This is a genomic window from Nocardioides sp. TF02-7 (assembly GCF_022437945.1).
Taxonomy (GTDB): Bacteria; Actinomycetota; Actinomycetes; order Propionibacteriales; family Nocardioidaceae; genus Nocardioides.
In genome coordinates, this window is record NZ_CP092535.1 from 3,385,808 (window position 1) to 3,408,037 (window position 22,230).

At 72.2% G+C, this 22,230-nt stretch carries 26 protein-coding genes, 1 tRNA gene and 3 pseudogenes; 21 read left to right on the forward strand and 9 right to left on the reverse strand.

Translation table 11 applies throughout. The features are described from left to right. Positions 1–5: 5 nt before the first annotated feature. Positions 6–254 carry a mycoredoxin gene (locus tag MF408_RS17405; RefSeq protein ID WP_240248746.1) on the reverse strand — a complete coding sequence of 83 codons (249 nt, stop codon included), beginning with the start codon at positions 252–254 and terminating at the stop codon, positions 6–8. Between the two features lie 77 nt (positions 255–331). Here MF408_RS17405 and MF408_RS27050 point away from each other — a divergent pair, with 77 nt between their 5' ends. From MF408_RS27050 to MF408_RS17430, 6 genes are all read left to right on the forward strand, one after another. After that, positions 332–1,081 (forward strand): ATP-dependent helicase, encoded by a 750-nt coding sequence (locus MF408_RS27050; protein WP_345893756.1) that lies wholly within the window; start codon positions 332–334, stop codon positions 1,079–1,081. Further along, entirely contained in the window at positions 972–2,387 is a 1,416-nt protein-coding gene (locus tag MF408_RS17410; protein WP_345893757.1) for an ATP-dependent DNA helicase UvrD2, read from the forward strand. Before MF408_RS27050 ends, MF408_RS17410 begins: the two co-directional genes overlap by 110 nt. A 189-nt stretch (positions 2,388–2,576) precedes the next feature. Then, entirely contained in the window at positions 2,577–2,852 is a 276-nt protein-coding gene (locus MF408_RS17415) for a hypothetical protein (protein WP_240248747.1), read from the forward strand. 144 nt (positions 2,853–2,996) lie between these two features. Continuing rightward, entirely contained in the window at positions 2,997–3,308 is a 312-nt protein-coding gene (locus tag MF408_RS17420; protein WP_240248748.1) for a WhiB family transcriptional regulator, read from the forward strand. A gap of 37 nt (positions 3,309–3,345) precedes the next feature. Then, positions 3,346–3,540 carry a hypothetical protein gene (locus MF408_RS17425; RefSeq protein WP_240248749.1) on the forward strand — a complete coding sequence of 65 codons (195 nt, stop codon included), beginning with the start codon at positions 3,346–3,348 and terminating at the stop codon, positions 3,538–3,540. Between the two features lie 132 nt (positions 3,541–3,672). Beyond that, complete coding sequence (locus MF408_RS17430; RefSeq protein ID WP_240248750.1) at positions 3,673–3,846, forward strand: hypothetical protein; 174 nt, start codon at positions 3,673–3,675, stop codon at positions 3,844–3,846. 4 nt (positions 3,847–3,850) lie between these two features. Here MF408_RS17430 and MF408_RS17435 read toward each other — a convergent pair whose 3' ends face one another. Together MF408_RS17435 and MF408_RS17440 are read right to left on the reverse strand one after the other, a co-directional pair. Then, positions 3,851–4,567: a hypothetical protein gene (locus MF408_RS17435; RefSeq protein ID WP_240248751.1), complete on the reverse strand. Its 717-nt coding sequence runs from the start codon at positions 4,565–4,567 to the stop codon at positions 3,851–3,853. Positions 4,568–4,867: 300 nt separating this feature from the next. Next, complete coding sequence (locus MF408_RS17440; protein WP_240251990.1) at positions 4,868–5,026, reverse strand: DUF5679 domain-containing protein; 159 nt, start codon at positions 5,024–5,026, stop codon at positions 4,868–4,870. 660 nt (positions 5,027–5,686) lie between these two features. On the opposite strand from MF408_RS17440, the pseudogene MF408_RS17445 reads away from it, so the two are divergent. From MF408_RS17445 to MF408_RS17455, 3 genes and pseudogenes are all read left to right on the forward strand, one after another. Next, positions 5,687–5,980 (forward strand): annotated as a pseudogene (locus tag MF408_RS17445) (PHP domain-containing protein); the annotation flags it as partial. 106 nt (positions 5,981–6,086) lie between these two features. Beyond that, entirely contained in the window at positions 6,087–6,662 is a 576-nt protein-coding gene (locus MF408_RS17450; protein WP_240248752.1) for a PHP domain-containing protein, read from the forward strand. Next, positions 6,659–7,201 carry a M48 family metallopeptidase gene (locus MF408_RS17455; protein ID WP_240248753.1) on the forward strand — a complete coding sequence of 181 codons (543 nt, stop codon included), beginning with the start codon at positions 6,659–6,661 and terminating at the stop codon, positions 7,199–7,201. Before MF408_RS17450 ends, MF408_RS17455 begins: the two co-directional genes overlap by 4 nt. 30 nt (positions 7,202–7,231) lie before the next feature. Here MF408_RS17455 and MF408_RS17460 read toward each other — a convergent pair whose 3' ends face one another. From MF408_RS17460 to MF408_RS25780, 3 genes and pseudogenes are all read right to left on the reverse strand, one after another. Continuing rightward, positions 7,232–7,798 carry an NUDIX domain-containing protein gene (locus MF408_RS17460; RefSeq protein WP_240248754.1) on the reverse strand — a complete coding sequence of 189 codons (567 nt, stop codon included), beginning with the start codon at positions 7,796–7,798 and terminating at the stop codon, positions 7,232–7,234. Further along, positions 7,795–8,424, reverse strand: a complete 630-nt coding sequence (locus MF408_RS25775; protein ID WP_275693212.1) for a zinc-dependent metalloprotease — start codon at positions 8,422–8,424, stop codon at positions 7,795–7,797. Before MF408_RS25775 ends, MF408_RS17460 begins: the two co-directional genes overlap by 4 nt. A 94-nt stretch (positions 8,425–8,518) precedes the next feature. Continuing rightward, a pseudogene (locus tag MF408_RS25780) lies at positions 8,519–8,881 on the reverse strand (zinc-dependent metalloprotease); the annotation flags it as partial. Between the two features lie 350 nt (positions 8,882–9,231). Here MF408_RS25780 and MF408_RS17470 point away from each other — a divergent pair. The 6 genes from MF408_RS17470 to MF408_RS17495 all read left to right on the forward strand — a co-directional run bounded on the left by MF408_RS17470 (position 9,232) and on the right by MF408_RS17495 (position 14,807). After that, positions 9,232–9,660 (forward strand): molybdenum cofactor biosynthesis protein MoaE, encoded by a 429-nt coding sequence (locus MF408_RS17470; protein ID WP_240248755.1) that lies wholly within the window; start codon positions 9,232–9,234, stop codon positions 9,658–9,660. A gap of 35 nt (positions 9,661–9,695) precedes the next feature. Continuing rightward, on the forward strand, positions 9,696–10,025 hold the full coding sequence (locus MF408_RS17475; RefSeq protein WP_240248756.1) for a hypothetical protein: 330 nt from the start codon (positions 9,696–9,698) through the stop codon (positions 10,023–10,025). Between the two features lie 48 nt (positions 10,026–10,073). Further along, positions 10,074–10,670 (forward strand): hypothetical protein, encoded by a 597-nt coding sequence (locus MF408_RS17480; RefSeq protein ID WP_240248757.1) that lies wholly within the window; start codon positions 10,074–10,076, stop codon positions 10,668–10,670. Next, positions 10,552–11,121: a S16 family serine protease gene (locus MF408_RS17485; protein WP_240251992.1), complete on the forward strand. Its 570-nt coding sequence runs from the start codon at positions 10,552–10,554 to the stop codon at positions 11,119–11,121. The genes MF408_RS17480 and MF408_RS17485 overlap by 119 nt, the downstream gene beginning before the upstream one ends. A gap of 8 nt (positions 11,122–11,129) precedes the next feature. Beyond that, positions 11,130–14,681 carry a UPF0182 family protein gene (locus tag MF408_RS17490; protein WP_240248758.1) on the forward strand — a complete coding sequence of 1,184 codons (3,552 nt, stop codon included), beginning with the start codon at positions 11,130–11,132 and terminating at the stop codon, positions 14,679–14,681. Between the two features lie 52 nt (positions 14,682–14,733). After that, positions 14,734–14,807 (forward strand) — tRNA-Met (locus tag MF408_RS17495). Positions 14,808–15,022: 215 nt separating this feature from the next. Here MF408_RS17495 and MF408_RS17500 read toward each other — a convergent pair. Next, positions 15,023–15,466: a hypothetical protein gene (locus MF408_RS17500; protein WP_240248759.1), complete on the reverse strand. Its 444-nt coding sequence runs from the start codon at positions 15,464–15,466 to the stop codon at positions 15,023–15,025. Between the two features lie 12 nt (positions 15,467–15,478). On the opposite strand from MF408_RS17500, the gene MF408_RS17505 reads away from it, so the two are divergent. The 5 genes and pseudogenes from MF408_RS17505 (at position 15,479) to MF408_RS17520 (ending at position 19,024) form a co-directional block, all read left to right on the forward strand. Next, positions 15,479–15,877 (forward strand): nucleotidyltransferase domain-containing protein, encoded by a 399-nt coding sequence (locus MF408_RS17505; protein ID WP_240251994.1) that lies wholly within the window; start codon positions 15,479–15,481, stop codon positions 15,875–15,877. Positions 15,878–15,939: 62 nt separating this feature from the next. Beyond that, positions 15,940–16,491 (forward strand): annotated as a pseudogene (locus MF408_RS25785) (alpha/beta hydrolase fold domain-containing protein); the annotation flags it as partial. A 103-nt stretch (positions 16,492–16,594) separates the two neighbouring features. Beyond that, positions 16,595–16,915 carry an alpha/beta hydrolase fold domain-containing protein gene (locus tag MF408_RS25790; protein ID WP_275693213.1) on the forward strand — a complete coding sequence of 107 codons (321 nt, stop codon included), beginning with the start codon at positions 16,595–16,597 and terminating at the stop codon, positions 16,913–16,915. Positions 16,916–17,055: 140 nt separating this feature from the next. Further along, positions 17,056–17,691, forward strand: a complete 636-nt coding sequence (locus MF408_RS17515) for a trimeric intracellular cation channel family protein (RefSeq protein ID WP_240248760.1) — start codon at positions 17,056–17,058, stop codon at positions 17,689–17,691. A 40-nt stretch (positions 17,692–17,731) separates the two neighbouring features. Beyond that, a complete protein-coding gene (locus MF408_RS17520) occupies positions 17,732–19,024 on the forward strand; it encodes an amidohydrolase (RefSeq protein ID WP_240248761.1) in 1,293 nt (430 codons plus the stop codon). A gap of 22 nt (positions 19,025–19,046) precedes the next feature. Here the strand turns inward: MF408_RS17520 and MF408_RS17525 are convergent, their stop codons facing one another. After that, on the reverse strand, positions 19,047–19,610 hold the full coding sequence (locus MF408_RS17525; protein WP_240248762.1) for a GNAT family N-acetyltransferase: 564 nt from the start codon (positions 19,608–19,610) through the stop codon (positions 19,047–19,049). Between the two features lie 375 nt (positions 19,611–19,985). Further along, the gene (locus MF408_RS17530; protein ID WP_240248763.1) at positions 19,986–20,807 is read right to left on the reverse strand and encodes a phytanoyl-CoA dioxygenase family protein; all 822 of its coding nucleotides are present in this window, start codon (positions 20,805–20,807) and stop codon (positions 19,986–19,988) included. 97 nt (positions 20,808–20,904) lie between these two features. On the opposite strand from MF408_RS17530, the gene MF408_RS17535 reads away from it, so the two are divergent. Next, the gene (locus MF408_RS17535; protein WP_240248764.1) at positions 20,905–22,206 is read left to right on the forward strand and encodes a LacI family DNA-binding transcriptional regulator; all 1,302 of its coding nucleotides are present in this window, start codon (positions 20,905–20,907) and stop codon (positions 22,204–22,206) included. The last annotated feature ends 24 nt before the right edge of the window (positions 22,207–22,230 follow it).

Sequence of the window (22,230 nt, forward strand, 5' to 3'; positions counted from 1 at the left end):
GCCGGTCACCCCGCGAGCGCGGCGAGCTTCTCCTTGACCTGCGCGAGGGACGGGTTGGTCATCGCAGTGCCGTCGCTGTAGACGAGGGTCGGCACGGTCTGGTTGCCGTCGTTGGCGGACTCCACGATCGCAGCGGCCTCCGGCTGCTGCTCGATGTCGACGATGTCGAACTCGATGCCCTCACGGTCGAGCTGGCTCTTGAGCCGACGGCAGTAGCCGCACCAGGTCGTGGTGTACATCGTGAAGGAGCTCATCGGGTGTGTCGCCTCCGCCGTCTAGGGTCACGGACTGTCACCGATCCAACCCCATCCGCCAAGGAGTTGTTCCAGCCGTGAGCACCGACGGGTCCCGCGTCGAGGCGCTGCTGGGCGCCCTCGACCCCGAGCAGCGACAGGTCGCCGAGGCCCTGCGCGGTCCGGTACGGGTGCTCGCCGGCGCCGGCACCGGCAAGACCCGGGCGATCACCCACCGGATCGCCCACGGCGTGCTCACCGGGGTCTACGCGCCGACGGAGGTGCTGGCGGTCACGTTCACGACCCGGGCCGCCGGCGAGCTGCGGCAGCGGCTGCGCCGGCTCGGCGCCCCGGGCGTCCAGGCCCGCACGTTCCACAGCGCCGCGCTGCGCCAGCTGCGCTACTTCTGGCCGCACGTGCACGGCACCGAGCTTCCGCAGCTGACCGAGTCCAAGCTCGGCATGCTGGCGCTGGCGACCCGGCGGCTCGGGCTCTCGGCCGACCAGGCGCTGCTGCGTGACCTCGCCTCCGAGATCGAGTGGGCCAAGGTCAGCAACGTCGGTCCCGACGACTACGCCGTCCATGCCGTGCGACGCGGCCGGACCGTGGGCGACCAGGCACCCGACACGGTCGGCAAGGTCTTCGCCGCCTACGAGGAGGTCAAGCGCGACCAGGGCCGGATGGACATGGAGGACGTGCTGCTCCCTGACCGCCGGCGTCCTCGCCTCCGACGAGCGGGTGGCGGCGCAGGTGCGGCGGCAGTACAAGTGGTTCGTCGTCGACGAGTTCCAGGACGTCTCGCCGCTGCAGTCGGCGCTGCTCGACCTGTGGCTCGGCGGCCGCGATGAGCTGTGCGTGGTCGGCGACCCGGCCCAGACGATCTACTCCTTCGCCGGTGCCGACGCGACCTACCTGCTCGACTTCGCCCGGCACCACCCCGGCACCACGTCGATCGAGCTGGTGCGCAACTACCGCTCCACCCCGCAGGTGGTGACCGCCGCCAACGGCCTGCTCGCCGGCAGCCGCAGCGCCGGGGTCGAGCTGCGGTCGCAGCAGCAGGCCGGCCCGGCGGTGCGCTTCGTCGGGCACTCCGACGAGGTCGCCGAGGCCGCCTACGTCGCCGACCAGGTGGCCGCGCTGCACCGCAAGGGCACGCCGTACGCCGAGATCGCGGTGCTGTTCCGCATCAACGCCCAGTCGGAGAGCTTCGAGGACGCGCTCAGCGACCGGGAGGTGCCCTACGTCGTGCGCGGCGCGGCGCGGTTCTTCGACCGGCCCGAGGTGCGGGAGGCCGTCGTGCGGTTGCGCGGTGCCGCTCGTTCCGGCGAGGCGGCCGACGAGCCGTGGCTCGACGTCGTGCGGGGCGTCCTCGGCGGCATGGGCTGGACGCCGACCCCGCCGACCGCCCGTGGCCAGGTGCGCGACCGGTGGGAGTCGTGGCAGGCGCTCGTCACCCAGGCCGAGGAGCTGGCGCGCGAGCAGGGAGGCGACCTGGCGGCCTTCGTCGCCGACCTCGACCGCCGCGCGGCCGAGCAGCACGCGCCGGCCGCCGAGGGCGTGACGCTCGCGACCTTCCACGCCGCCAAGGGGCTGGAGTGGGACGCGGTGTTCTGCGCCGGCGTGCAGGACGGCACCGTCCCGATCACCTACGCCGACACCGACGCCACGGTCGAGGAGGAGCGGCGGCTGCTCTACGTCGGCATGACCCGCGCGAGGCGCGACCTCACCGTCACCTGGGCGGCGGCCCGCAACCCCGGGCAGGCCGCCCGGCGCCAGCCGTCGCGCTTCCTCGCGCCGCTCCTGCCCCGGCGCGAGCAGCCGCAGCCCGGGGGCCGCGCCCGCAGCAAGGTCGCGCGCTGCCGCGAGTGCAGCCAACCGCTCGGCACCGCCGCGGAGAAGAAGCGGGGCCGCTGCGCCCACCACCCGGTCCGCTACGACGAGGCACTCTTCGAGCGGCTCAAGGCATGGCGCCTGGAGCGGGCGCGCGACGACGAGGTCCCGGCGTACGTCGTGTTCACCGACGCGACCCTCGAGCTGATCGCCGAGCACCGGCCGGGTGACGAGCGGGCGCTCAGGACGATCAACGGTGTGGGGCCCAGCAAGATCGAGAAGTACGGCGAGGACGTGCTCGCGCTGGTCGCGCAACAGTCCTGAGGATGGAGATCCGGCCGGGCCGTGACGGTGGTCCAGACAGGTCGGCGAAGAAAATTCTCGAAACAGTCAATAAATGGTTTGCTCCTTACATCCGACCACCGCTAGCGTGGTCCGCACGAACTGAACGACTGCGCATCGAGGCCCTTTGGCAAGGCCCGCGCCCGAAGCTCTCAGAAGGAGGTGGCACCAGTGGAGAACATGATCCAGCGCACCGCGATCGCACACCCGGCACTCCCGGATGCGGTCGCGCCGTCGCGTGCCCTCATGCCTGCGTGCGCCGCCTCCGTCGACGTCCGGACCGCTGATGTCCGCACGGTCACGGCCGTGGCCCCGCTCCCGGGGACCGGTGTGTCCATTTCGGCCACCGTGCGCGACCGCGGCATCGCGGGCACCACCGACAAGCGGCACACCGGTTACTTCGCCGGCGTTGCCCAGGGTTCGACAGCCTGGAGCCCACCGATCTGATCCACAAGACTCAGCTCGGCAGCCTCCAGGCCGCGGAACCCGAACCGGGATCCGCGGCCTTCGTGTTTCTCAAGGCACACGAAGCCGCGGACCCGATCCGATGAAACGACCAACGCGATCAGGTCAGAAACGAGGAGGTGAAACATGACGACCAGTGTTCTCGAGCCGACGCTGAGCACCTTGCACGACGAGGCGTCCTTCCTCGACGAGCTGGACGCCGAGCGGCTGCCGTGCCGGGTGAACGACCCGGAGCTGTGGTTCGCGGAGTCGCCCAGCGACGTCGAGTTCGCAAAGGCCCTCTGCAAGGACTGCCCGGTCCAGCAGCTGTGCCTCGACGGCGCGCTCGAGCGGCGTGAGCCCTGGGGTGTCTGGGGCGGTGAGCTGTTCCTGCAAGGAACGGTGATCCCCCGCAAGCGGCCCCGGGGTCGGCCCCGCAAGGACGCCACTGCCGCGTGACGCCGACGAAGTTCCTCGACCCACCCACCCCTCTGAGATGACCCAAGACCTGAACTGGAGCAAGAAGATGAACCACCTGATCAACGAAGATCTGGCCCGCGCGCATATGTCCATGCGCCTGGGAGAGGCGCAGCAGCAGCGCGAGGCCAAGATGGCCCGCGCCCGGCGCGTCAGCCGCAAGGCCGAGCGCGCAGCGCAGCAGGCTCGCCTCGCCCTCGCTCGCGCTCTCTGACGAGAGGCAGAAACTCGGAGGGGCCTCCTCCGACACCTGATCGCGGGTGAAGAAAAAGAAGAAGGGGCCGGAGCACGACGTAACCCGTCGGGCTCCGGCCCCTTCGGCATTTCCCCGGACTACGGTGGACCCGTGCCCGTCTGCGACTTCTGCGGCCGCCTCGCCCCGGGTGACGAGACGCCGCTGACCTGGAGCACGGCCGTGGAGCCCCCGGGGCCGGCGGGCCGGCTGCGACGCTACTGCGAGGTCTGCTCCCGCGAGCACGTCCGCGCGATGGAGGCCAAGCTCGACAGCGACTTCTGGTGACGGGTCAGGGGATGTCGAGCAGCAGGTCCCACGCACAGCCGCAGTGCGGGTGGCGCAGCCGCTGGACGACGACCGGCGCGGCACCCGGCCCGACGTCGACCGTCGCCGACCAGGTGCTGGGCTGCTCGCCCTCGAGGTAGCGGCAGAGGTCGCGCACCGCCCAGGCCAGGGCGAGCCGGTCCACGACCGGGTCGCGTGGAGCGGGTTCCCGGGCCAGTGCGGCCTGCTCGACGAGGAACGGGAGGCGGGGGTCGGCCTCCGCCTCGTGCGCGTCGACGCAGCGCAGGCACGCGGTGCGACCCGGGTCGACGAACGGCCCGAGCCGGCGCCGCGTCGCGTCACCGCTGACGAGCAGGTGCGGCTGGCCGCCACGGACGAGCGGGTCGATGCTCTCCCGCACGTGCTCACCGTCGGCGACCACGAGCCACACCGCCGGCCGGTCGTCGTCGACGGCGACACCGGCGGCGGCGAGCAGCTCGGTCACCGCACCCGCGTGGGCCGCGCCGGCGCGCACGCCGACGGCGTGCGCGGAGCGGGCCGCGACCCGGCGATCGCCGTCGGCGCCGAACTGCGCACGGGCGGTCGCGACCACGTCGTCCTCCGGAGGCTCACCCGGGACCGCCAGTCCGGCGGACTCCAGCGTCGTCAGCGCCCGGCGCGCCCCGGGAGGCAGCGCCTCGGGCGCGACGCCGGCGCGGAGCCGGTCGAGGAGCGCCCGCACCTCCGGCACGTCGGGCAGCCGCGCGGTGAGCGGGGGTGCAGCCCGACCTGGAGGGTCCGCGCGTCGCGGCGCAGCACGGGCACCCCGGGGCGCAGCACCACGCTCGCGGCTGGCGGAGCCGGGACGGCGGTCGACACCGGGTCAGGCTCGCACGCCGGCGCGCCGGTCCGCACGGCTCGTCCACAGCCCCGTTCCGGGCAGCGCCCGAGGCGGAACAGCTGGTGGGGAAGCCGGTGGAAAAGCCGCGGGCGGCCCACCTCTCGGTGGGCCGCCCGCTGCGGTCTACGTGTCGGGTCCGGATCAGGCCTTGCCCAGGATCCGGTTGAGGTTGGTCCCGCAGACGGGGCACTGGGCCTTGGCCATCCGCGTGCCCTTGTCGTTGACCTTGACCTCGCCCTCCGCCTCGCGCTTCTCCTTGCACTTGACGCAGTAGAACTCGCCGCTCCAGGTCTCCGCCATGACGGCCTCCTTGCTCATCTCATTTTCGGTCGTCGCGACGGGAGGGTGTTGGGGAAGCCCGCCGGGGTCCGCGGCACCGGCCGTGAACCTCCCCGACCCTACGGCACGCCGCTCCGGACACGCACTACCGTGCCCGGTATGTCTGATTTCAGTCGTGGCGAGCCCGGGCCCGCCCGGCCCGCGCCAGGCGCTGAGCGGCCGCAAAAGCGAGGAGACCCCCGGTCCGCCCGCCGCCGCCCGCCTTCCCCTTGCGGACGTCGGTGGCGCCCCGGGGGCCCCATCTGGGTGCAACGCTAGGAGCGGCGGCCGAGGCGGGTCAATCCGGTCCGGCCGGGCCTGTGGACGACGTTGTGGAGAAAGGTGTGGAGGATGCGGACGGGTGGTGGACAGCGGTGGGAAACCGGTCCGGCGGCTGTGGACACCGGGTCGGTACGACGCCGCCGCGCGGGGCGTGAGGCGGCCGTGACCTGCTCCGACGCCGTACCCACGCCGTCCACCGGCTGTGGACGGCAAATACCTGAGGCCGGTCCCGGCGTGTCGCGCGAGGACACGCCGTGACGGCGGGCGTCGTGGCGGGGGAGCCCCTACGACGGCACGCCGGTCGCCGCACTGCGCCGGATCGCGTTCCTGCTCGAGCGCGGGCGGGCCGACACCTACAAGGTGCAGGCCTACCGCAAGGCCGCCGCGGCGATCCTGCCGCTGGGGCACGAGGAGGTGGCCCGCCGGGCGGCGGACGGCACGCTGACCGACCTTCCCGGGGTCGGGCGCAGCACCGCCCGGGTGATCGCCGACGCCGCCGCCGGCCGGGTGCCGCAGCGGCTGGCGGAGGTGGAGGCGGAGTACGGCGCCCTGCCCGCGGCGGGCGGGGAGGTGCTCCGCGGCCTGCTGCGCGGCGACCTCCACTCCCACTCGGACTGGAGCGACGGCGGGTCGCCGATCGAGGAGATGGCGATGACCGCCATCGAGCTCGGCCACGACTACCTGGTGCTCACCGACCACTCCCCCGCGGCTCAAGGTCGCCCGCGGCCTCAGCGCCGAGCGGCTGACGCGACAGCTCGACGTGGTCGACGCGGTCAACGCCCACCTCGACCAGGTGCCCGGAGGTCGGTCCTTCCGCCTGCTCAAGGGCATCGAGGTCGACATCCTCGACGACGGCGGGCTCGACCAGACCGAGGAGCTGCTCGGCCGGCTCGACGTGCGGGTGGCGAGCGTGCACTCCAAGCTGGCGATGGAGCCGGAGCAGATGACCCGCCGGATGGTCGCGGCGGTCGGCAACCCCTACACGAACGTGCTGGGCCACTGCACCGGCCGGTTGGTGACCGGCAACCGCGGCACGCGTGCCCCGTCGCGCTTCGACGCCCGTGCAGTGTTCGAGGCGTGCGCCGAGCACCGGGTCGCCGTCGAGATCAACTCCCGGCCCGAGCGCAGGGACCCGCCGACCGCCCTCCTCGAGCTGGCCCGCGACGTCGGCTGCCTGTTCTCCATCGACAGCGACGCCCACGCGCCCGGCCAGCTCGACTTCCAGCTCCTCGGTTGCGAGCGCGCCGAGGCGGCCGGGATCGACCCCGACCGGATCGTCAACACGTGGCCTGTCGAGCGACTCCTGGCGTGGGCGGGTTCTAGAGTCGCTGCATGAAGGACTCGCCCCGGGTCGAGGTGCGTCGTTCGCGCCGCCGGCGGCGGACCGTGTCGGCGTACGTCGACGGCGACCGGATCGTGGTGCTGGTGCCCGACAGCTTCACCAAAGCCGAGGAGCGCGACTGGGTCTCCACGATGGTGGCCCGGCTGCAGCGCAAGGAGCAGGGTGGGCGCCGCAAGGACACCGACCTGCTGGCGCGGGCGCGCGCCCTCAGCGACCGCTACCTCGGCGGGCTGGCCGAGCCGACCTCGGTGCGATGGGTGGCCAACCAGCGCTCGCGGTGGGGCTCGTGCACGCCGGGGGACCGCACGATCCGGCTCAGCGAGCGGCTCAAGCAGATGCCGGACTGGGTGGTCGACTACGTGATCGTCCACGAGCTGGTCCACCTGATCGAGCCGCACCACAACGAGGCCTTCTGGGGCTGGGTGGGCCACTACCCGCACACGGAGAAGGCGAAGGGCTACCTGCTCGGCTGGTCCGACGCCGCGCGGCTCGACCCGCCGCCGGACGACCACGCGGGCCCCGACGCCGACTGAGGGGTCCGCCCCCGTTCGGTACCGGCCGGGTCAGCCGACCAGGGCGCGGGCCAGGCCGACCAGCGCCACCATGCCCGGCTCGAGCTCGGGCAGGGCGTCGACCGGCCACCACCGCACGTCGAGCGACTCCTCGCTCGCGACCTCGCGGGCCGCGGCCGGCGCGACCGCGACGTAGCGGACGTCGAGGTGGTGCACCTCGCCCCGCGGGTCGCAGAACGGCACCGGGTGCTCGTCGAGCTGCACCGGCTCCGGGAGCAGCCGCAGGTCGGGGATGCCGGACTCCTCCCGCGCCTCCCGGGCGGCGACACCGGCCAGCGTGCGGTCTCCGGGCTCGGCGTGGCCTCCGAACGCGAACCACCGCCGCGCCTTGCGGTGCAGGTTGAGCAGCACCCGCTCCCCGGACTCGTCGACGACCAGCGCTCCCGCGGTGAGGTGGTCGGGGTACGACGAGCGCCACATGCCGTCGGCCGTGTGCTCGAGGTGCGCGACGAAGCGGGCGCGCAGCGCCTCCTGCCGCTCCCGGTCGGGTGAGCCGGGCCCGTCAGGTGCGCGCCAGGACCGCAGCGACGCGAGGGCGTCGGCGTGGAGGTCGCTCACTCCTCGGGGTCGGTCGGGCCGCCGTCGGTGCCCTTGTCCTCGCCCTCGAGCAGCTTGCGCAGCTCCTCGTCGAACGCCTCCTCGGTGAGGTCCTGGGGAGCGGTCGCGTCGGCGCGGAAGGACAGCGGGTCGTCGAGGTCGCTCGCGGTCGGCAGCAGGTCGGGGTGCATCCACACGCCGTCGCGCGCCTCGATGCCCGAGCGGGTGCGCAGCGCGCCCCACAGCGTGGACGCGTCGCGCAGCCGGCGCGGGCGCATCTCGAGGCCCACGAGCGAGGAGAAGGTCTGCTCGGCCGGGCCGCCGGCGGCGCGGCGGCGGCGTACGGCCTCGCGCAGCTTGGTGGCGGCGGGCATCCGCTCCTCCGTCGCCTGGCCGACCACCTCGTCGACCCAGCCCTCGACCAGCGCCAGCGCGATCTCGAGCCGCGACAGCGCCGCCTCCTGGGCGGGGGAGGCCGGCGGCTCGAACAACCCGCCCTCGAGCAGGCTCTGCATCGCCTGCGGGTCCATCGGGTTGATGCCGCGCAGCTGCTCCTCGACCCGCTGCTGCATCTCCTGGACGTTGAGCTCGATGCCCTTGGCGTAGTCGGTGACCGCCCCGACCAGGTGGTCGCGCAGCCACGGCACGTGGCCGAACAGGCGCTGGTGGGCGGCCTCGCGGGAGCGCGAGGTAGAGCAGGACGTCGTCCTCGGAGACGTCGAGGCCCTCCGCGAACTCCCGGACGTTGCTCATCACCAGGGCCGCCTTGCCGTGGGCGCCGAGCGGCAGCCCGATGTCGGAGGCGGTGAGCACCTCACCGGCGAGGGTGCCGAGCGCCTGGCCGACCTGGGAGGCCAGCATCCCGCCGATGGCCTGGCCGATGATGCCCATCAGCGGCCCGGCGCTCGCCTGCATCTCCGCGGGCAGCGCGGAGCCGAGGCCGGTGACCGACCGGGCGGCGACCGGCTCGATCAGCACCTTCCAGACCGGACGCGTCTCCACCAGCCACTCCGCGCGGCTCCAGGCCGCGGTCGACGTCACGCCCGAGGGGAACTCGGTGGCCACGTCGAGCCAGTGGTCGGCGAGCTGCACCGCGTCGGCCACCCGGTTGCGGTCGCGGCCGCCGGGGGGACGGGTCGGGCTCCTGCGCCACGACCGAGCGGGCCAGGTCGTCGGCGACCTTCCAGTTCAGCGGCCCCTCGAACGGCTCCATCATCGACTTCAGCTGGCCGAGGAACTGGCCGAGGTTCATGCCGGCGGCGCCGCCAGGGCCGAAGCCGCCCATCCCCGCGAACGGACCGCCCGCCGAGAAGAACTGCTCGAACGGCGTCCCCTTGAACGGGTTGGGCTCCTCCGGGTCGCCGGGGCCGCTGCTCCCGGGGTCGTTGGTCATGACCCAAAACTACGCCCGATCACCAACCACGGACCCACCGCGACGGGGCTAACCTGCGGGGGTGAGCGATCCCGCCGTGCGCCTGGTCGGCATCCAGGACACCCCGCTGTCGGTCGACGACGTGCTCAAGAGCCTCGACGACGACGCCTCGGGCGGGCTGGTCGTGTTCGTGGGCCGGGTCCGCGACCACGACGGCGGCAAGGGCGTGACCGGGCTGTCCTACTCCGCGCACCCGAGCGCGCTCGACCGGCTGCAGGACGTCTGCGCACGAGTCGCCGCGGACCATGACGTCACCGGGGTCGCCGCCGTGCACCGGGTCGGCGACCTCGGCATCGGCGACCTCGCGGTCGTGGTGGCCACCACCGCCGGCCACCGCGGCAGCGCGTTCGAGGCCAGCCGGGCGCTCATCGACACGCTCAAGGCCGAGGTGCCGATCTGGAAGCACCAGCGGTTCGCCGACGGCACCGAGGAGTGGGTCGGCGCGCCGTAGCTGCCGGCCCGGCCGGGCGCCGTACCCTCCTGTGGGTGGAGATCCTGCTGTGGCTGGTGCCGGCAGCCGTCGTGACGCTCACGACGATGCTGTGGGTGGCCTGGTGGGGTCGTGAGGGTCGCGGCGCGGTCGACCGCGAGACGGCGGCCCGCCGGCTCGGCGAGGCGCTGACCAAGCAACGCCGGCGCCGTCCCGGCTACGCGGTCGCCCGCCGGGCGCCCGACCGCAGCACCGGCGTGGCCCTGCGCCCGTCGCGGGTGCGGCCCGCGCCCGTGCCACCCCTGACGGATCGGCCGGACCGGCCCGGCGGGCCCGACGGGGCCCGCGACACGGGCGGCCCGCGGGGCGATCGGCGCGCATCCTGACCCTCGGCCCCCGCCCCCCGTCTTGGGCGCGGATGAGAGGGTAACGCCATGAGTCAGCGCTGGATCGCGTTCGCCGTCGCGGCGCCGCTGACCGTCGTGCTGCTCGTGATGGTGACGCTGGTGCCGCTGCCGTTCGCCGTCTACAGCCCCGGCCCGACGTACGACGTGCTGGCCACGGACGTCAACGAGGCCGAGATCATCCAGGTCGACGGGCACCGCACCTACCGTGACGACGGGCAGATCCGGTTCACGACCGTGCAGTCCTCGCCGCGGGGCGACCAGCTGTCGCTGTTCCGCGCGCTCGGCGCCTGGGGCGACCCCGACCGCGCCGTCGTGCCCTACGACGTCGCCCACCCGGAGGACCGCACCGAGGAGGAGGACGAGCTCGAGGGCGCCGTCTCCATGATCGGCTCCCCAGGACAACGCGGTGAAGGTCGCGCTCGAGGAGCTCGGCTTCGAGGTGCCGCGGGTGCTGCAGGTCGCCGCCTTCACCGACGAGGACGGGCCGGCGTCCGGGAAGCTGCGGGTGCGCGACAAGCTGCTCGCCGTCGACGGCCGGCGTCTCGGCACCGACCCGCAGGTGCTGGTCGACGCGGTCGAGCGGCACGGCCCGGGCGACCCGGTCGAGCTGCTGGTGCAGCGTGACCGGCGGGAGCCGATGACCGTCGAGATCGAGCCCCGGCTGGTGGACAGCGTGCCGAGGATCGGCATCGTGACCGGTGTCGGCTACCGCTTCCCGTTCGACGTGGCGATCACCGTCGACCCCGCGATCGGCGGCCCCAGTGCCGGCCTGATGTTCTCGCTGGCCGTCTACGACACGCTCACCCCTGGCTCGCTGACCGGCGGCGGGGTCGTCGCCGGCACCGGCGAGATCTTCCCCGACGGCCGCGTCGGGCCCATCGGCGGCATCGAGCAGAAGATCGCCGGCGCCGAGGACGCCGGTGCCGAGCTGTTCTTCGTGCCCGAGGCCAACTGCGGCGACGTCACCGACCTCGACCCCGACCTGCGGCTGGTCAAGGCGACGACGATGCCCGACGCGCTCGAGGCGCTCGAGACCTGGGCCGCCGACGCCGACGCCGCCCTGCCGACCTGCTGAGGACTGCGATGGACTTCGAGCTCGACGTCGACCCGGCGCTGGCTGCCGCCGTGCTGGAGATCGAGAAGCACCAGTCCGACCTCGGGTGGGACCAGCCGGCGCGGCTGTTCGCCCTCGTCGACACGCAGGAGCTGGTCGCCAAGGAGCCGGCCCTCGCCGCGATGCTCGGTCTCGACGCCACGCGGGAGCGGGGCTCGCTGACGCCGGTCGAGCAGGACGCGGTGCCGGCCGAGCAGCAGCTGGAGGACTTCCTGACCACGATCACCTGGCCGCCCGACGTGCGCGGCTGCGCCGCCGTCGTCGAGCGGCTGGTGCTGCCGCCGGCCGCGGACGGGCAGCTGCCGGACGACCCGGCCGCGGCGGAGGAGTTCGCCCGTGAGCACCCCGACCGGCAGGAGGTGCGGATCGTCGCGGGCGTCACCCGCCACGGCGCGACGTACTGTGCCCTGCGACTGCGCGCCCACGACGAGGACGCGTCGGTGATGGGAGGGGGCGGACCTGGTGCCGAGCCTGGTGGCACTGCTGCGCGGAACCCTGGAGGACGAGGTGGAGGACACACCGTGAGTGACCTGTTCGACGACGAGCCGACCGACGCGGCGCCGCGACGGCCCAACCGCCGCGCCCGCGCGCTGGTGACCACCGGCGTGGTCCTGGTGCTCGGCTTCTTCGCGCTCACCACCTTCGCGTCGATCTACACCGACCGGCTCTGGTACGACGAGGTCGGCTACGGGCAGGTCTTCAGCACCCTGCTGTGGACGCGGGTGGGGCTGTTCCTCGTGTTCGGGCTGCTCATGGGCGCGACGGTGGCGGTCAACATGTACCTCGCCTACCGGTTCCGGCCGCTGTTCCGGCTCTCCGGCGACGGCTCGATCGACCGCTACCGCGACGCGGTCACCCCGATCCGGACCTGGCTGCTCGCCGGGGTCGCCGCCGTCATCGGCGTCTTCGCCGGCACCTCCGCGCTCGGTCAGTGGCGCACCTTCCTGCTGTGGCGCAACGCCGAGTCCTTCGGCGAGACCGACCCCTACTTCGACCGTGACATCGGCTTCTACGTCTTCCACCTGCCGTGGTGGCACTTCGTCACCGACTTCCTGATGGCCACCGCGATCGTCGCGCTGATCGCCACCGCGGTCGTGCACTACCTCTACGGCGGGATCCGGCTGCAGGTCCAGCACGACCGGCTGTCGGGCGCCGCGCAGGTGCAGCTCTCGGTGCTGCTCGGGATCTTCGTCCTCGCCAAGGGCGTCGACTACTACCTCGACCGGTTCGACCTGGTGACCGAGGACCACAGCCTGTTCACCGGCATGAACTACACCGCGGAGAACGCGCTGCTGCCCGCCCGCAACATCCTGATGGGCGTCGCGCTGATCTGCGCGGTGCTGTTCTTCCTCAACATCTGGCGCCGCACCTGGCAGCTGCCGTCGGTGGGCCTGGCGCTGCTCGCGCTGTCGGCGATCCTGCTGGGGATGATCTGGCCGGCGATCGTGCAGAACTTCCAGGTGAAGCCGTCGGAGGCCGACAAGGAGGAGCCCTACCTGCAGGCCAACATCGACGCCACCCGGGCGGCGTTCGACATCGCCGACGTCGAGGTCGACTCGATGGCCGGCGTGCCGGAGGGCGAGGCCGACCTCGGGCAGCTCCAGGCCCGGCTCGACGCGGTGCCCGTGGTCGACCCGAAGCAGGTGTTCGAGACCTTCGAGCAGCGGCAGCAGCCGCGCGCCTACTACTCGGTGTCGCCGGTGCTCGATGTCGACCGCTACCAGATCGAGGGCGAGGAGCGGCCGCTGGTGCTCGGCGTTCGCGAGCTCGACCAGTCCGGCATCAACGAGTCCGACCAGAACTGGACCAACCTGCACACGGTCTACACCCACGGCGAGGGCGTGATCGCCGCCTACGCCAACGAGGTGTCGCCGAGCGAGGCCAACGGCCGGATGGTGTGGGCCGAGGGCATCCAGGACGCCGAGAACGTCCTGAGCGAGCAGGGCTTCGAGTCGCGGATCTACTTCGGCCAGCAGAGCCCGACGTACTCCGTCGTGGGCAAGTCGAGCGACGACGCCGAGGACGTCGAGCTCGGCCTCGGGCTCGACGAGGCGGAGGCCGAGGACGTGGAGGAGGAGGTCGAGACCGACTCCCGGACGACGTACGACGGCGAGGGCGGCGTGGACGTCGGGAGCACGTTCCGGCAGCTGCTCTACGCGATCAAGTTCGGCGAGCCGAACTTCCTGCTCTCCGGCCGGGTCAACGACAACTCGCGGGTGCTCTACAACCGCGACCCGGTGTCGCGGGTGGAGATGGTGGCGCCGTGGCTGACCGTCGACAGCGACCCCTACCCGGCGATCGTCGAGGGCAAGGTGCAGTGGATCCTCGACGGCTTCACCACCACCGACCGGTACCCGAACTCCCAGCGTGAGTCGTTCGAGTCGATGATCGACGACTCGCTGCAGGACGACACCGGCTTCCAGACCATCCCGACCGACGAGATCAACTACATGCGGTCGGCGGTCAAGGCGACGGTCGACGCCTACGACGGCACGGTCACGCTCTACGAGTGGGACGAGGACGACCCGATCCTCAAGGCGTGGATGGGGGCGTTCCCCGACACGGTGGAGCCGAAGTCGGAGATCTCCGAGGACCTGATGGCGCACCTGCGCTACCCGGAGGACATGTTCAAGGTCCAGCGCTACCAGCTGGCCCGCTACCACGTCACCGACGCCAGCAACTTCTACCAGGGCAACGACCGGTGGGAGGTGCCGACCGACCCGCAGGCGCGCGACAGCCAGCAGCCGCCGTACCGGCTGTTCACCGCCGACGACGAAGGCGACGACATCTGGTCGCTGACGTCGGTCTACGTGCCCCGCGGGCGCGGCAACCTGGCGTCGTTCGTGTCGGTCAACTCCGACGCCCGTTCCGACGAGTTCGGCCAGATCGAGATCCTCGAGATGACCGACGAGGGCGCTCCCGGTCCCGGCATCGCGGCCAACGAGGTGCAGCAGGACGACGGCGTCGTGCAGGCACTGACGCCGTTCCGTGTGCCCGGCGCGGCGCCGCCGGTCTTCGGCAACCTGCTGACGGTGCCGGTCGGCAACGGCCTGATCTACGTGCAGCCGGTCTACGCCGTCCGCTCCAACGCGGCGTCGAGCTTCCCGATCCTCCAGTTCGTCATCGTCCGCTACGGCGCCGACGTCGGCGTCGGCCAGACCATCGCGGCCGCGCTCGCCGACGCCCTCGACATCGACATCGACGAGCAGCCCGAGGGCGGCGAGGGCGAGGGTGGCCAGCAGGGCGACGGTGGCCAGCAAGGTGAAGGTGGCCAGCAAGGTGAGGGCGGCCAGCAGGGCGAGGGTGGCCAGCAGGGCGGCGGCGAGGGCGACGGCCTCACCGTCGAGCAGCGCATCGCCCGCGAGCTCGAGGCCGCCGACCGCGCCTTCGCCGACGCCGCCGAGGCCCAGCAGAACGGCGACACCGTCGAGTGGGCGCGCCTGATCGAGGAGGCCGAGGGCCACGTCGAGACCGCCCTGCGCCTCTACGACCAGCAACAGCAGGCCGAGGAGGGTCAGTAGGCCCCCCGATTTGAAGTCGCTGCTCGCCATCCCGTAATGTTGGGTTCACCGACGCGGGGTGGAGCAGCTCGGTAGCTCGCTGGGCTCATAACCCAGAGGTCGCAGGTTCAAATCCTGCCCCCGCTACAGAAAGTGGCCCGTGATCTGCAGAAACGCAGATCACGGGCCACTTGTCATTTGAGCCATTCCGGCTTGTGTCGCGCTTTGTGGCCCAAAGGACCCTCGCGGACGCCTGGTCAGGGACGCGCCACGGCCTCCTCGGGACCGACCTCGTCCTGCCCCAGAGGTGTCCGGTCACCGGCCCTCTGGGCGAGTGAGGGTCCCTGGGTCGCAGGCGGCAGCTAGACGCACCTCAGAACGTGAGGCGAGGAAGTTCCGGCGTTCGGCGTTGCGGACTCGTTCCAGGCTCTCATGAGGTTGAGTGGCCGAAGAGCAAACGCCTCGACTGCCGCTCGCGACACGAGCAGTGCCAGGACGAGAAGCGTCACCGATGCGAAGCCACCCAGGCTCACCGAGCCGCCGAAGATGACGTCGATCAGCCGCAGCACCACCAGCTTGCTCCCCGCGGCCACCGCCCAGAGCGCCGCGGCGAACGCCACCTTGCCCACGCGGGTGGTCGCACCATGAAGGCGTGACCGGACGGTGCTCTTCACGACAAGCACCACCTCGAGCGACGCCTTCAAGAGGACGGCGGTCAGCAGCGAGAGTGTGAAGGTCTCGCTGATGACTCGCGGCAAGTACTGGATGGCTAGGTTGAGGACGACGACGTAGACGAAGAGGTCCACGATGTGGGCCGGATGGGCGACGATCCACGCCCGGAGCGGACCGAGCGCGAGAGACGGCCCGTCCGCGCGATCTCGTTCTCCCGATCCTGTCACAACACTGATCTTGGCGAACGACGCTCCCGTGCGCGACGGTCATGGGATTGCCCGAGCTGCTTCCGGCGGGTACCGCAGGCTCGCGATCTTCGGCTCGGTCGCGCGCCGAGGGGGCAGGGACAAGACTCCGACATCGACCTGCTGGTCGAGGCGCCGGAGGGGTCGTCGTCGTACGAGTTCATTCGGTTCGAGCAGTTGCTTGAGCGGGTGCTTGGTCGGCAGATCGACCTGGTCGAGTACGGCGGCTTGAAGCCGAAGCTGGATGACGATGTCCGCCGGACACGAGCGGCCGGGCTGGAGATGCAGTCAGCTGACTGATGCTGGGGACGAAGTCCGCGGGTGACCATGAGATCCCCTGTTGCCGACTACCGGAGGTCATCATGTTCGAACCCGTGAAGCCCGTCCTGGAGGGGCCTGCGCAGGCGTTCGCCGATGCGAACGCAAACCCGCCGTTCCTCTACCAGCTGGCCCCTGAGGAGGGTCGCAAGATCGCGGAGACCGTCCAGACCGACCCGCCACCGGTCGTCGCCGAGGCGGACGTCGAGGACCTCACCATCGAGGGTGGACCGACCGGGTCGGTGCGGGTCCGGATCGTGCGGCCGGTCGGCTCGGCCTCGACCGGTACGGCCGTCCCGGTGATCCTCTACGTCCACGGACTCGGGTGGGTGTTCGGGAGCCCGGTCACCCACGACCGGCTGGTCCGCGAACTCGTGGCGGGCACGGGTGCGGCCGTCGTGTTTCCCGACTACGACCTCGCGCCCGAGGCGAAGTACCCCACGCAGATCGAGCAGATCTACGCCGTCGCCAGCTGGCTCGAGAACAACGGTGACGACCACGGCCTCGACACGACGCGCGTGGCGGTGGCAGGCGACTCGGTCGGCGGCAACATGGCCACCGTCACCACGATCCTCGCCAAGCAGCGTGGTGGCCTCGCCCTGCGCGGCCAGCTCCTCTTCTACCCGGTGACAGACGCGAGCTTCGACACCGGCTCCCTACGAACAGTTCGCAACCGGCTACTTCCTGGCACGCGACGGCATGAAGTGGTTCTGGGACCAGTACACGACCGACCCGGCGCAGCGCGCCGAGATCACGGCCTCGCCGCTGCGGGCCACGACGGAGGAGCTGTCGGGTCTGCCGCAGGCGATGGTCATCGTCGCCGAGGCCGACGTCCTCCGCGACGAGGGCGAGGCCTACGCCGCGAAGCTCCGGGCAGCCGGCGTGCCGGTGACCACGATGCGGTACGCCGGGATCATCCACGACTTCGTCGGACTGAACCCGCTGCGCGACACCTACGCCGCTCAGGAAGCGATCACCCAGGGCATCGCGTTTCTCTCGCGCGTGCTCGGCGAAGCGTGACCGGCCCTGACTCGGTTTCGGAGACGTCATACGGACGGGGCCACCGGTGACCCTGTCCGTATGACCTCCCGAGTGCACCCGGCAGCCGCGGATCCCGCACCGGAGTGGGTCCACCCCGGGATGCCGGGTAGACATACCGCGTGGACACCGCATCCCCGCTGTTCCTCGCCCTCGACCTGACGGGCGTGTTCGCGTTCGCGCTCAACGGGGCGCTCACCGCGATCCGGGTGGTGCGGCTCGACGTCGTCGGCGTGATCACCCTCGGGATGATCACGGCGCTGGGCGGCGGCATCGTCCGCGACATCTTCATCGACGACCTGCCGCCGGCGACATTCAGCGACTGGCGCTACCTGTCGGTCGCGGCCACCGGGAGCCTGGTCGCGTTCCTGTTCGGGACGCGCCTCGACCGGTGGGTCAACCCGATCATGGTGCTCGACGCCGCCGGGTTGAGCCTCTTCGCCGTCGCCGGGGCGCTGAAGACGCTCGAGTTCGGTGGTGGGCCCGCGCAGGCGGTGATCCTCGGCACGGTCACCGCGGTCGGCGGCGGCACGATCCGTGACGTGCTGGTCGGCCGGGTCCCCGTCGTCCTGCGCAGCGAGCTGTACGCGATCCCGGCGCTGGCGGGCGCACTGTCGATGCTGGTCGCGATCGAGCTCGGCGCGGCGGAGGTCCCGGCCGCGATCGGCGGTGCGTCGCTCTGCTTGGTCGTCCGACTCCTCGGCGTGCACTTCCGCCTCGAGGCACCCGTTCCCCGGTCCACCGACCCGGATGCATGATGGCGGTGCGACCGGAGCACGACCAGCGAGGAGGCTGCCGTTGACGACCGAGCAGGCGGGAGCAGCGCGTGCCGCAGCGGCCTCCAAGGCGGCCAGGGCAGTGCTCGGCGGCCTCTGTCCGCAGCGCGGCTGGATCGAGGACCTCTACCGCGACCTCCACGCCCATCCCGAGCTCTCCCACCAGGAGCACCGCACCGCCGCCCTCGTCCCCGACCGGCTCCGCGACGCCGGCTGCGAGGTCCATGAAGGGATCGGCGGCACCGGCGTGGTGGGCGTGCTGGCCAAGGGGCCCGGACCGACGGTGCTCCTGCGCGCCGACATGGACGCCCTGCCAGTGCGGGAGGAGACCGGGCTGCCCTACGCCAGCACGGTCACGGCGACCGACGGCGACACCGAGGTCCCGGTCATGCACGCCTGCGGTCACGACGTACACGTCGCGTGCCTGGCCGGCGCCACCACCTTGCTGGCACAGGCGCGCGACCAGTGGTCCGGCCGCCTGGTGGTGGTGTTCCAGCCCGCGGAGGAGACCGCGGACGGCGCCAGGGCGATGCTCGACGACGGGCTCGCCGGGATCGTCGGCGACGTCGACGTCGCGATGGCGCAGCACGTGCTGCCGATGCCCGCCGGCCGCGTCGGGACGAGGACCGGTGCGGTGCTGTCGGCGGCCGACAGCATGCGGATTACGGTGCATGGCAGGGGAGCGCACGGGTCGATGCCGCAGGCGGCGGTCGACCCGGTGGTGCTCGCCGCGATGATCGTCGTCCGTCTCCAGACCGTCGTCGCCCGCGAGGTCGCCCCGGGCGACCCGGCGGTGCTGACCGTCGGCAGCATCGCCGCCGGGAGCAAGAGCAACGTCATCCCCGACCACGCCGTGCTCCAGCTCAACGTGCGCACGTACGACGAGGCCACCCGCGCCGCCGTGCTGGCAGCGATCGAGCGCATCGTGCGCGCCGAGTGCCAGGCGTCCGGGTCACCGGCCGAGCCGGAGCTCGAGCTGTTCGACCGCTACCCGCTCACCGAGAACGACGCCGGGGTGACCGGTCGCGTTGCGGAGGCGTTCGCGGCCTTCTTCGGCGACCGGGCCGGCGAGCTGCCCCAGCAGAGTGCGAGCGAGGACTTCAGCGACCTCCCGCGAGCCTTCGGCGCGCCCTCCACCTACTGGGGGATCGGCGGCACCGACCCCGACGCCTACGCTCGTGCGCAGGAGGCCGGTCGCGTGGCCCAGGACGTGCCGGTCAACCACTCCGCCGGCTTCGCCCCGGTCGTCCAGCCGACGCTCGACACTGGCGTCGAAGCGCTCGTCGTCGGCGCGCTCGCATGGCTCCACCGGTGACGACGCCGAAGGGTACGCCGGGTCAGCCCGGCACCCGGAACCCGCGGAAGACGACCTCGCGCCGGACCGAGAACCCGAGCCGCTCGTAGAGCGCGAGGGCGCCGGTGTTCCCGCTGAGGACGTGGAGGAAGGGCCGGTCGCCGGTGCGGTGGATCTCGTCGACGAGGGCGCCGACGACCTGCCCAGCGAGACCCCGCCCGCGTGCCTCGTGAGCGGTGCAGACGGCGCTGATCTCCGACCAGCCCTCGGGGCGAACGCGTACGCCGCCGATCGCGACCAGCCGGCCGCCCTCGCGGACGCCGAGGTAGGTGCCCATCTCGATGGTCCGCGGCCAGAACGGACCGGGCGCTGTCGAGGCGACGAGGTCGAGCATGTCGGGCACGTCCTCGGGTCCGAGCCGCCTGACGTCCGACCGTTCGGCGCGTGGTGGGGCGACTGTCGACTGGGGGTCTTCGGGGCCGACCAGCTGCAGCCCGGTCACGGTGAAGACGGGCGCCCAGTCCGGTGGTGGTGTCGCCGGGGAGCTGAACATGTCGGCCAGACCGCCGGGGCCGAGCAGAGCGGCCAGGTCGTGCCAGTCCTGCAACTCCGGCTCGGGCGGGACCGAGACGAAGGACGCGACCGAGGGCTGGTAGGCGCACGCGGATCCGACGCGACGGGCGAGATGGGCGTGCCGACCGGAAAGGGGAGGCGGCGACGGGCTCGTCCAGGATGCTGTTCGCGGAGCGACTCGGCGTGGACACCCCGACATTCTGGCCGCCGGCACCGCCCGGGACGTCATGCGGTGCGGGCCACGGGCGGCCCTGAGCGCATGACGTCCCGAGCTGGTACACGCCCCACCTTGTGATGGCGCCGTGGGCTGGACCCTGGAGAACTTTCGGCATGTCCCGCAGAGGTCCACGGCGACGAGCGCGACGAGGAACCCGTCTACAGGGCACCTCATCGCGCTCCCGACCTCGGGTCAGAGCACGTCGAGCAGCCAGCGGGTCGGGTCCGTGAGCCGGGCGTCGAGAGCGCTCGTCAGCACGTCGCGTTGCACGACCTGCTGCGGCACGTCCCGACGTGCGTAGCTGATCGTCGCAACGCGGCGTCGGGCGCCGCTGCGGTTGGTGGTCCCGCTGTGCCAGAGGTGGCCGTTGATCACGGCGATCGCACCGCGCGGCATGGTCACGTAGCGCTCGCCGTCGTAGGCCGCGTGCGGGTCGGCCGGGATCCGGGCGGCGTCCTCGGCCGCATCGGTCTCCTGCTGGCCGTCGTAGAGGTTCTCCGCCGGCACGTTGAGGTAGCCCCACCGGTGCGAACCCGGCACCACGCGGGTCGGGCCGTTGTCCGCGGTGACCTCGTCGAGAGCCACCATGGTGTTGACCAGCTGCCAGCCCCGGTCGTCCTTCGGCACGTCGCTGTGCAGCCGCTGCTGCCCGGCGCCGGCGAGCGGCTCGCGGATGTTGGCGCCGTGGAGCCGGAACTCGCCGAGCACGTGACGGGCGGCTGCCAGCGTCGGCCCGATGGCGATCAGCGGGTCGAACGCATCCGACTTGTTGTAGAGGTTCGACAACCGTCGGGAGACGCCGACCTCTTGGGAGACCTCGCCACCGGCCCCCTCGCCCTCGGCCGCCCAGAGGGCATCCGCCGCCTCGGTCATCCGATCGCACTGCTCCTCGGTGAAGACGCCCTCCACGACGAAGAAGCCGTCCTCGTCGATGGCGCGGATCTGCTCCGGCGAGAGCTCCGGGATGCCGAGCGCGGCGAGGTGGTCACGGGTGTCGGGGGTGGTTGCGGTCATCGTTCCTCCTGGTGATCGGACTAGTGACAACCACCACGCTAGGCTCGCGATGAACCGTTTCATCCAGGTCGCAGCGGCAGGGAGGGGAGGGCTACGGATGACCGACATCCGGGACGTGGCCCACCGGGCGGGCGTCTCCGTCGGCACCGTGTCGCGGGTGCTCAACCGACACCCGTCGGTCGGTCCGGAGCTGCGGGAGCGGGTCCTCGCGGCGATCGACGAGCTCGACTGGCAGCCGCACCGGGTCGCCCGCAACCTGCGTACCGGGCGTAGCCAGACCGTGGGCCTGGTCGTCGTCGACATCTCCCACCCGTTCTACCCGGACGTGGTTCGCGCGGCCGAGGCTGCCGTCGAGGGAGCCGGATTCACGCTGGTCCTCGCCAACACCTACGACGACGTGGGGCGCGAGGACCGGGTGCTCGACCTGATGCTCGACCAGCGCGTGGCGGGCGTCTTGATGAGCCCGGCCAACGGCGACAACACGTTGGTGGAGGGGTTCCGCAGGGCCCGGACGCCGGTCGTCTTCCTCGACGCGCCTCCCTCGGAGACGACCGGGCCGGTCTGCTCGGTCCACGCCGACGACGTCCGAGGTGCGCGTCGCGCCGTCGAGCACCTCGCGTCGCTGGGGCATCGCTCGCTGCTCGTGCTCACCGGACCGGACTGGATGCGGCAGTGCGTGGAACGCGAGACCGGCGCCCGGCAGGCGGCCGCCACGCTGGGGCTCGGCGTCGACGTCGTGACGCTGCCCGACCTGACGGCGCGGTCCGCGGAGGCAGCTGCCATCCGGCTGCTCGCCGACGGCTGGCGGTGGTCATCGGTGTTCTGCGTCCAGGACGCCGTGGCGGTCGGCCTTCAGCGGGCCCTGCTGCGGCACGGCGTACGACTTCCGGAGCACGTCTCCGTCGTGGGGTACGACGACGTCGACGCCGCCGCGTTCGCCCCGGTGCCGCTCACGACCGTGCACAAGCCGCGGGCCGACATGGGCCGCCTCGGCGCCGAGCTGCTGCTCGCGGAGATGGGAGCCGCCACCGACCACCGCCACACCTCCCACGTCGTCGAGACCCGCCTGGTCACTCGTGAGTCGACCGCGCCGCCGCGGGACGTCATGCGGGTGAGGGCCACGGGTGGCCCGGAGCGGATGACGTCGCGGCGAGAGCGCGGCCGAGGACGGGGGCGCCCCTTCCGCTCAGGCAGCGCCCTTCGCCACGAACTGGACGCGTCCGGCCTCGTCGGTCACCGCGTCCAGCTGTCGGCCGGCGACGCGTCGGGCCGCTGCGGGGGCCAGGTAGAGGCGGCCACCGGCGCGCTCCACGACGTGGTCGCCCGGCTGCGGGCCCTGCACCACACGGACCTCGAGGGACGCGGAGGGGTCGTCGCGAGAAGCGATGCGGAGCCCTGAGGAGAACTCCAACGTCGGGTGCGC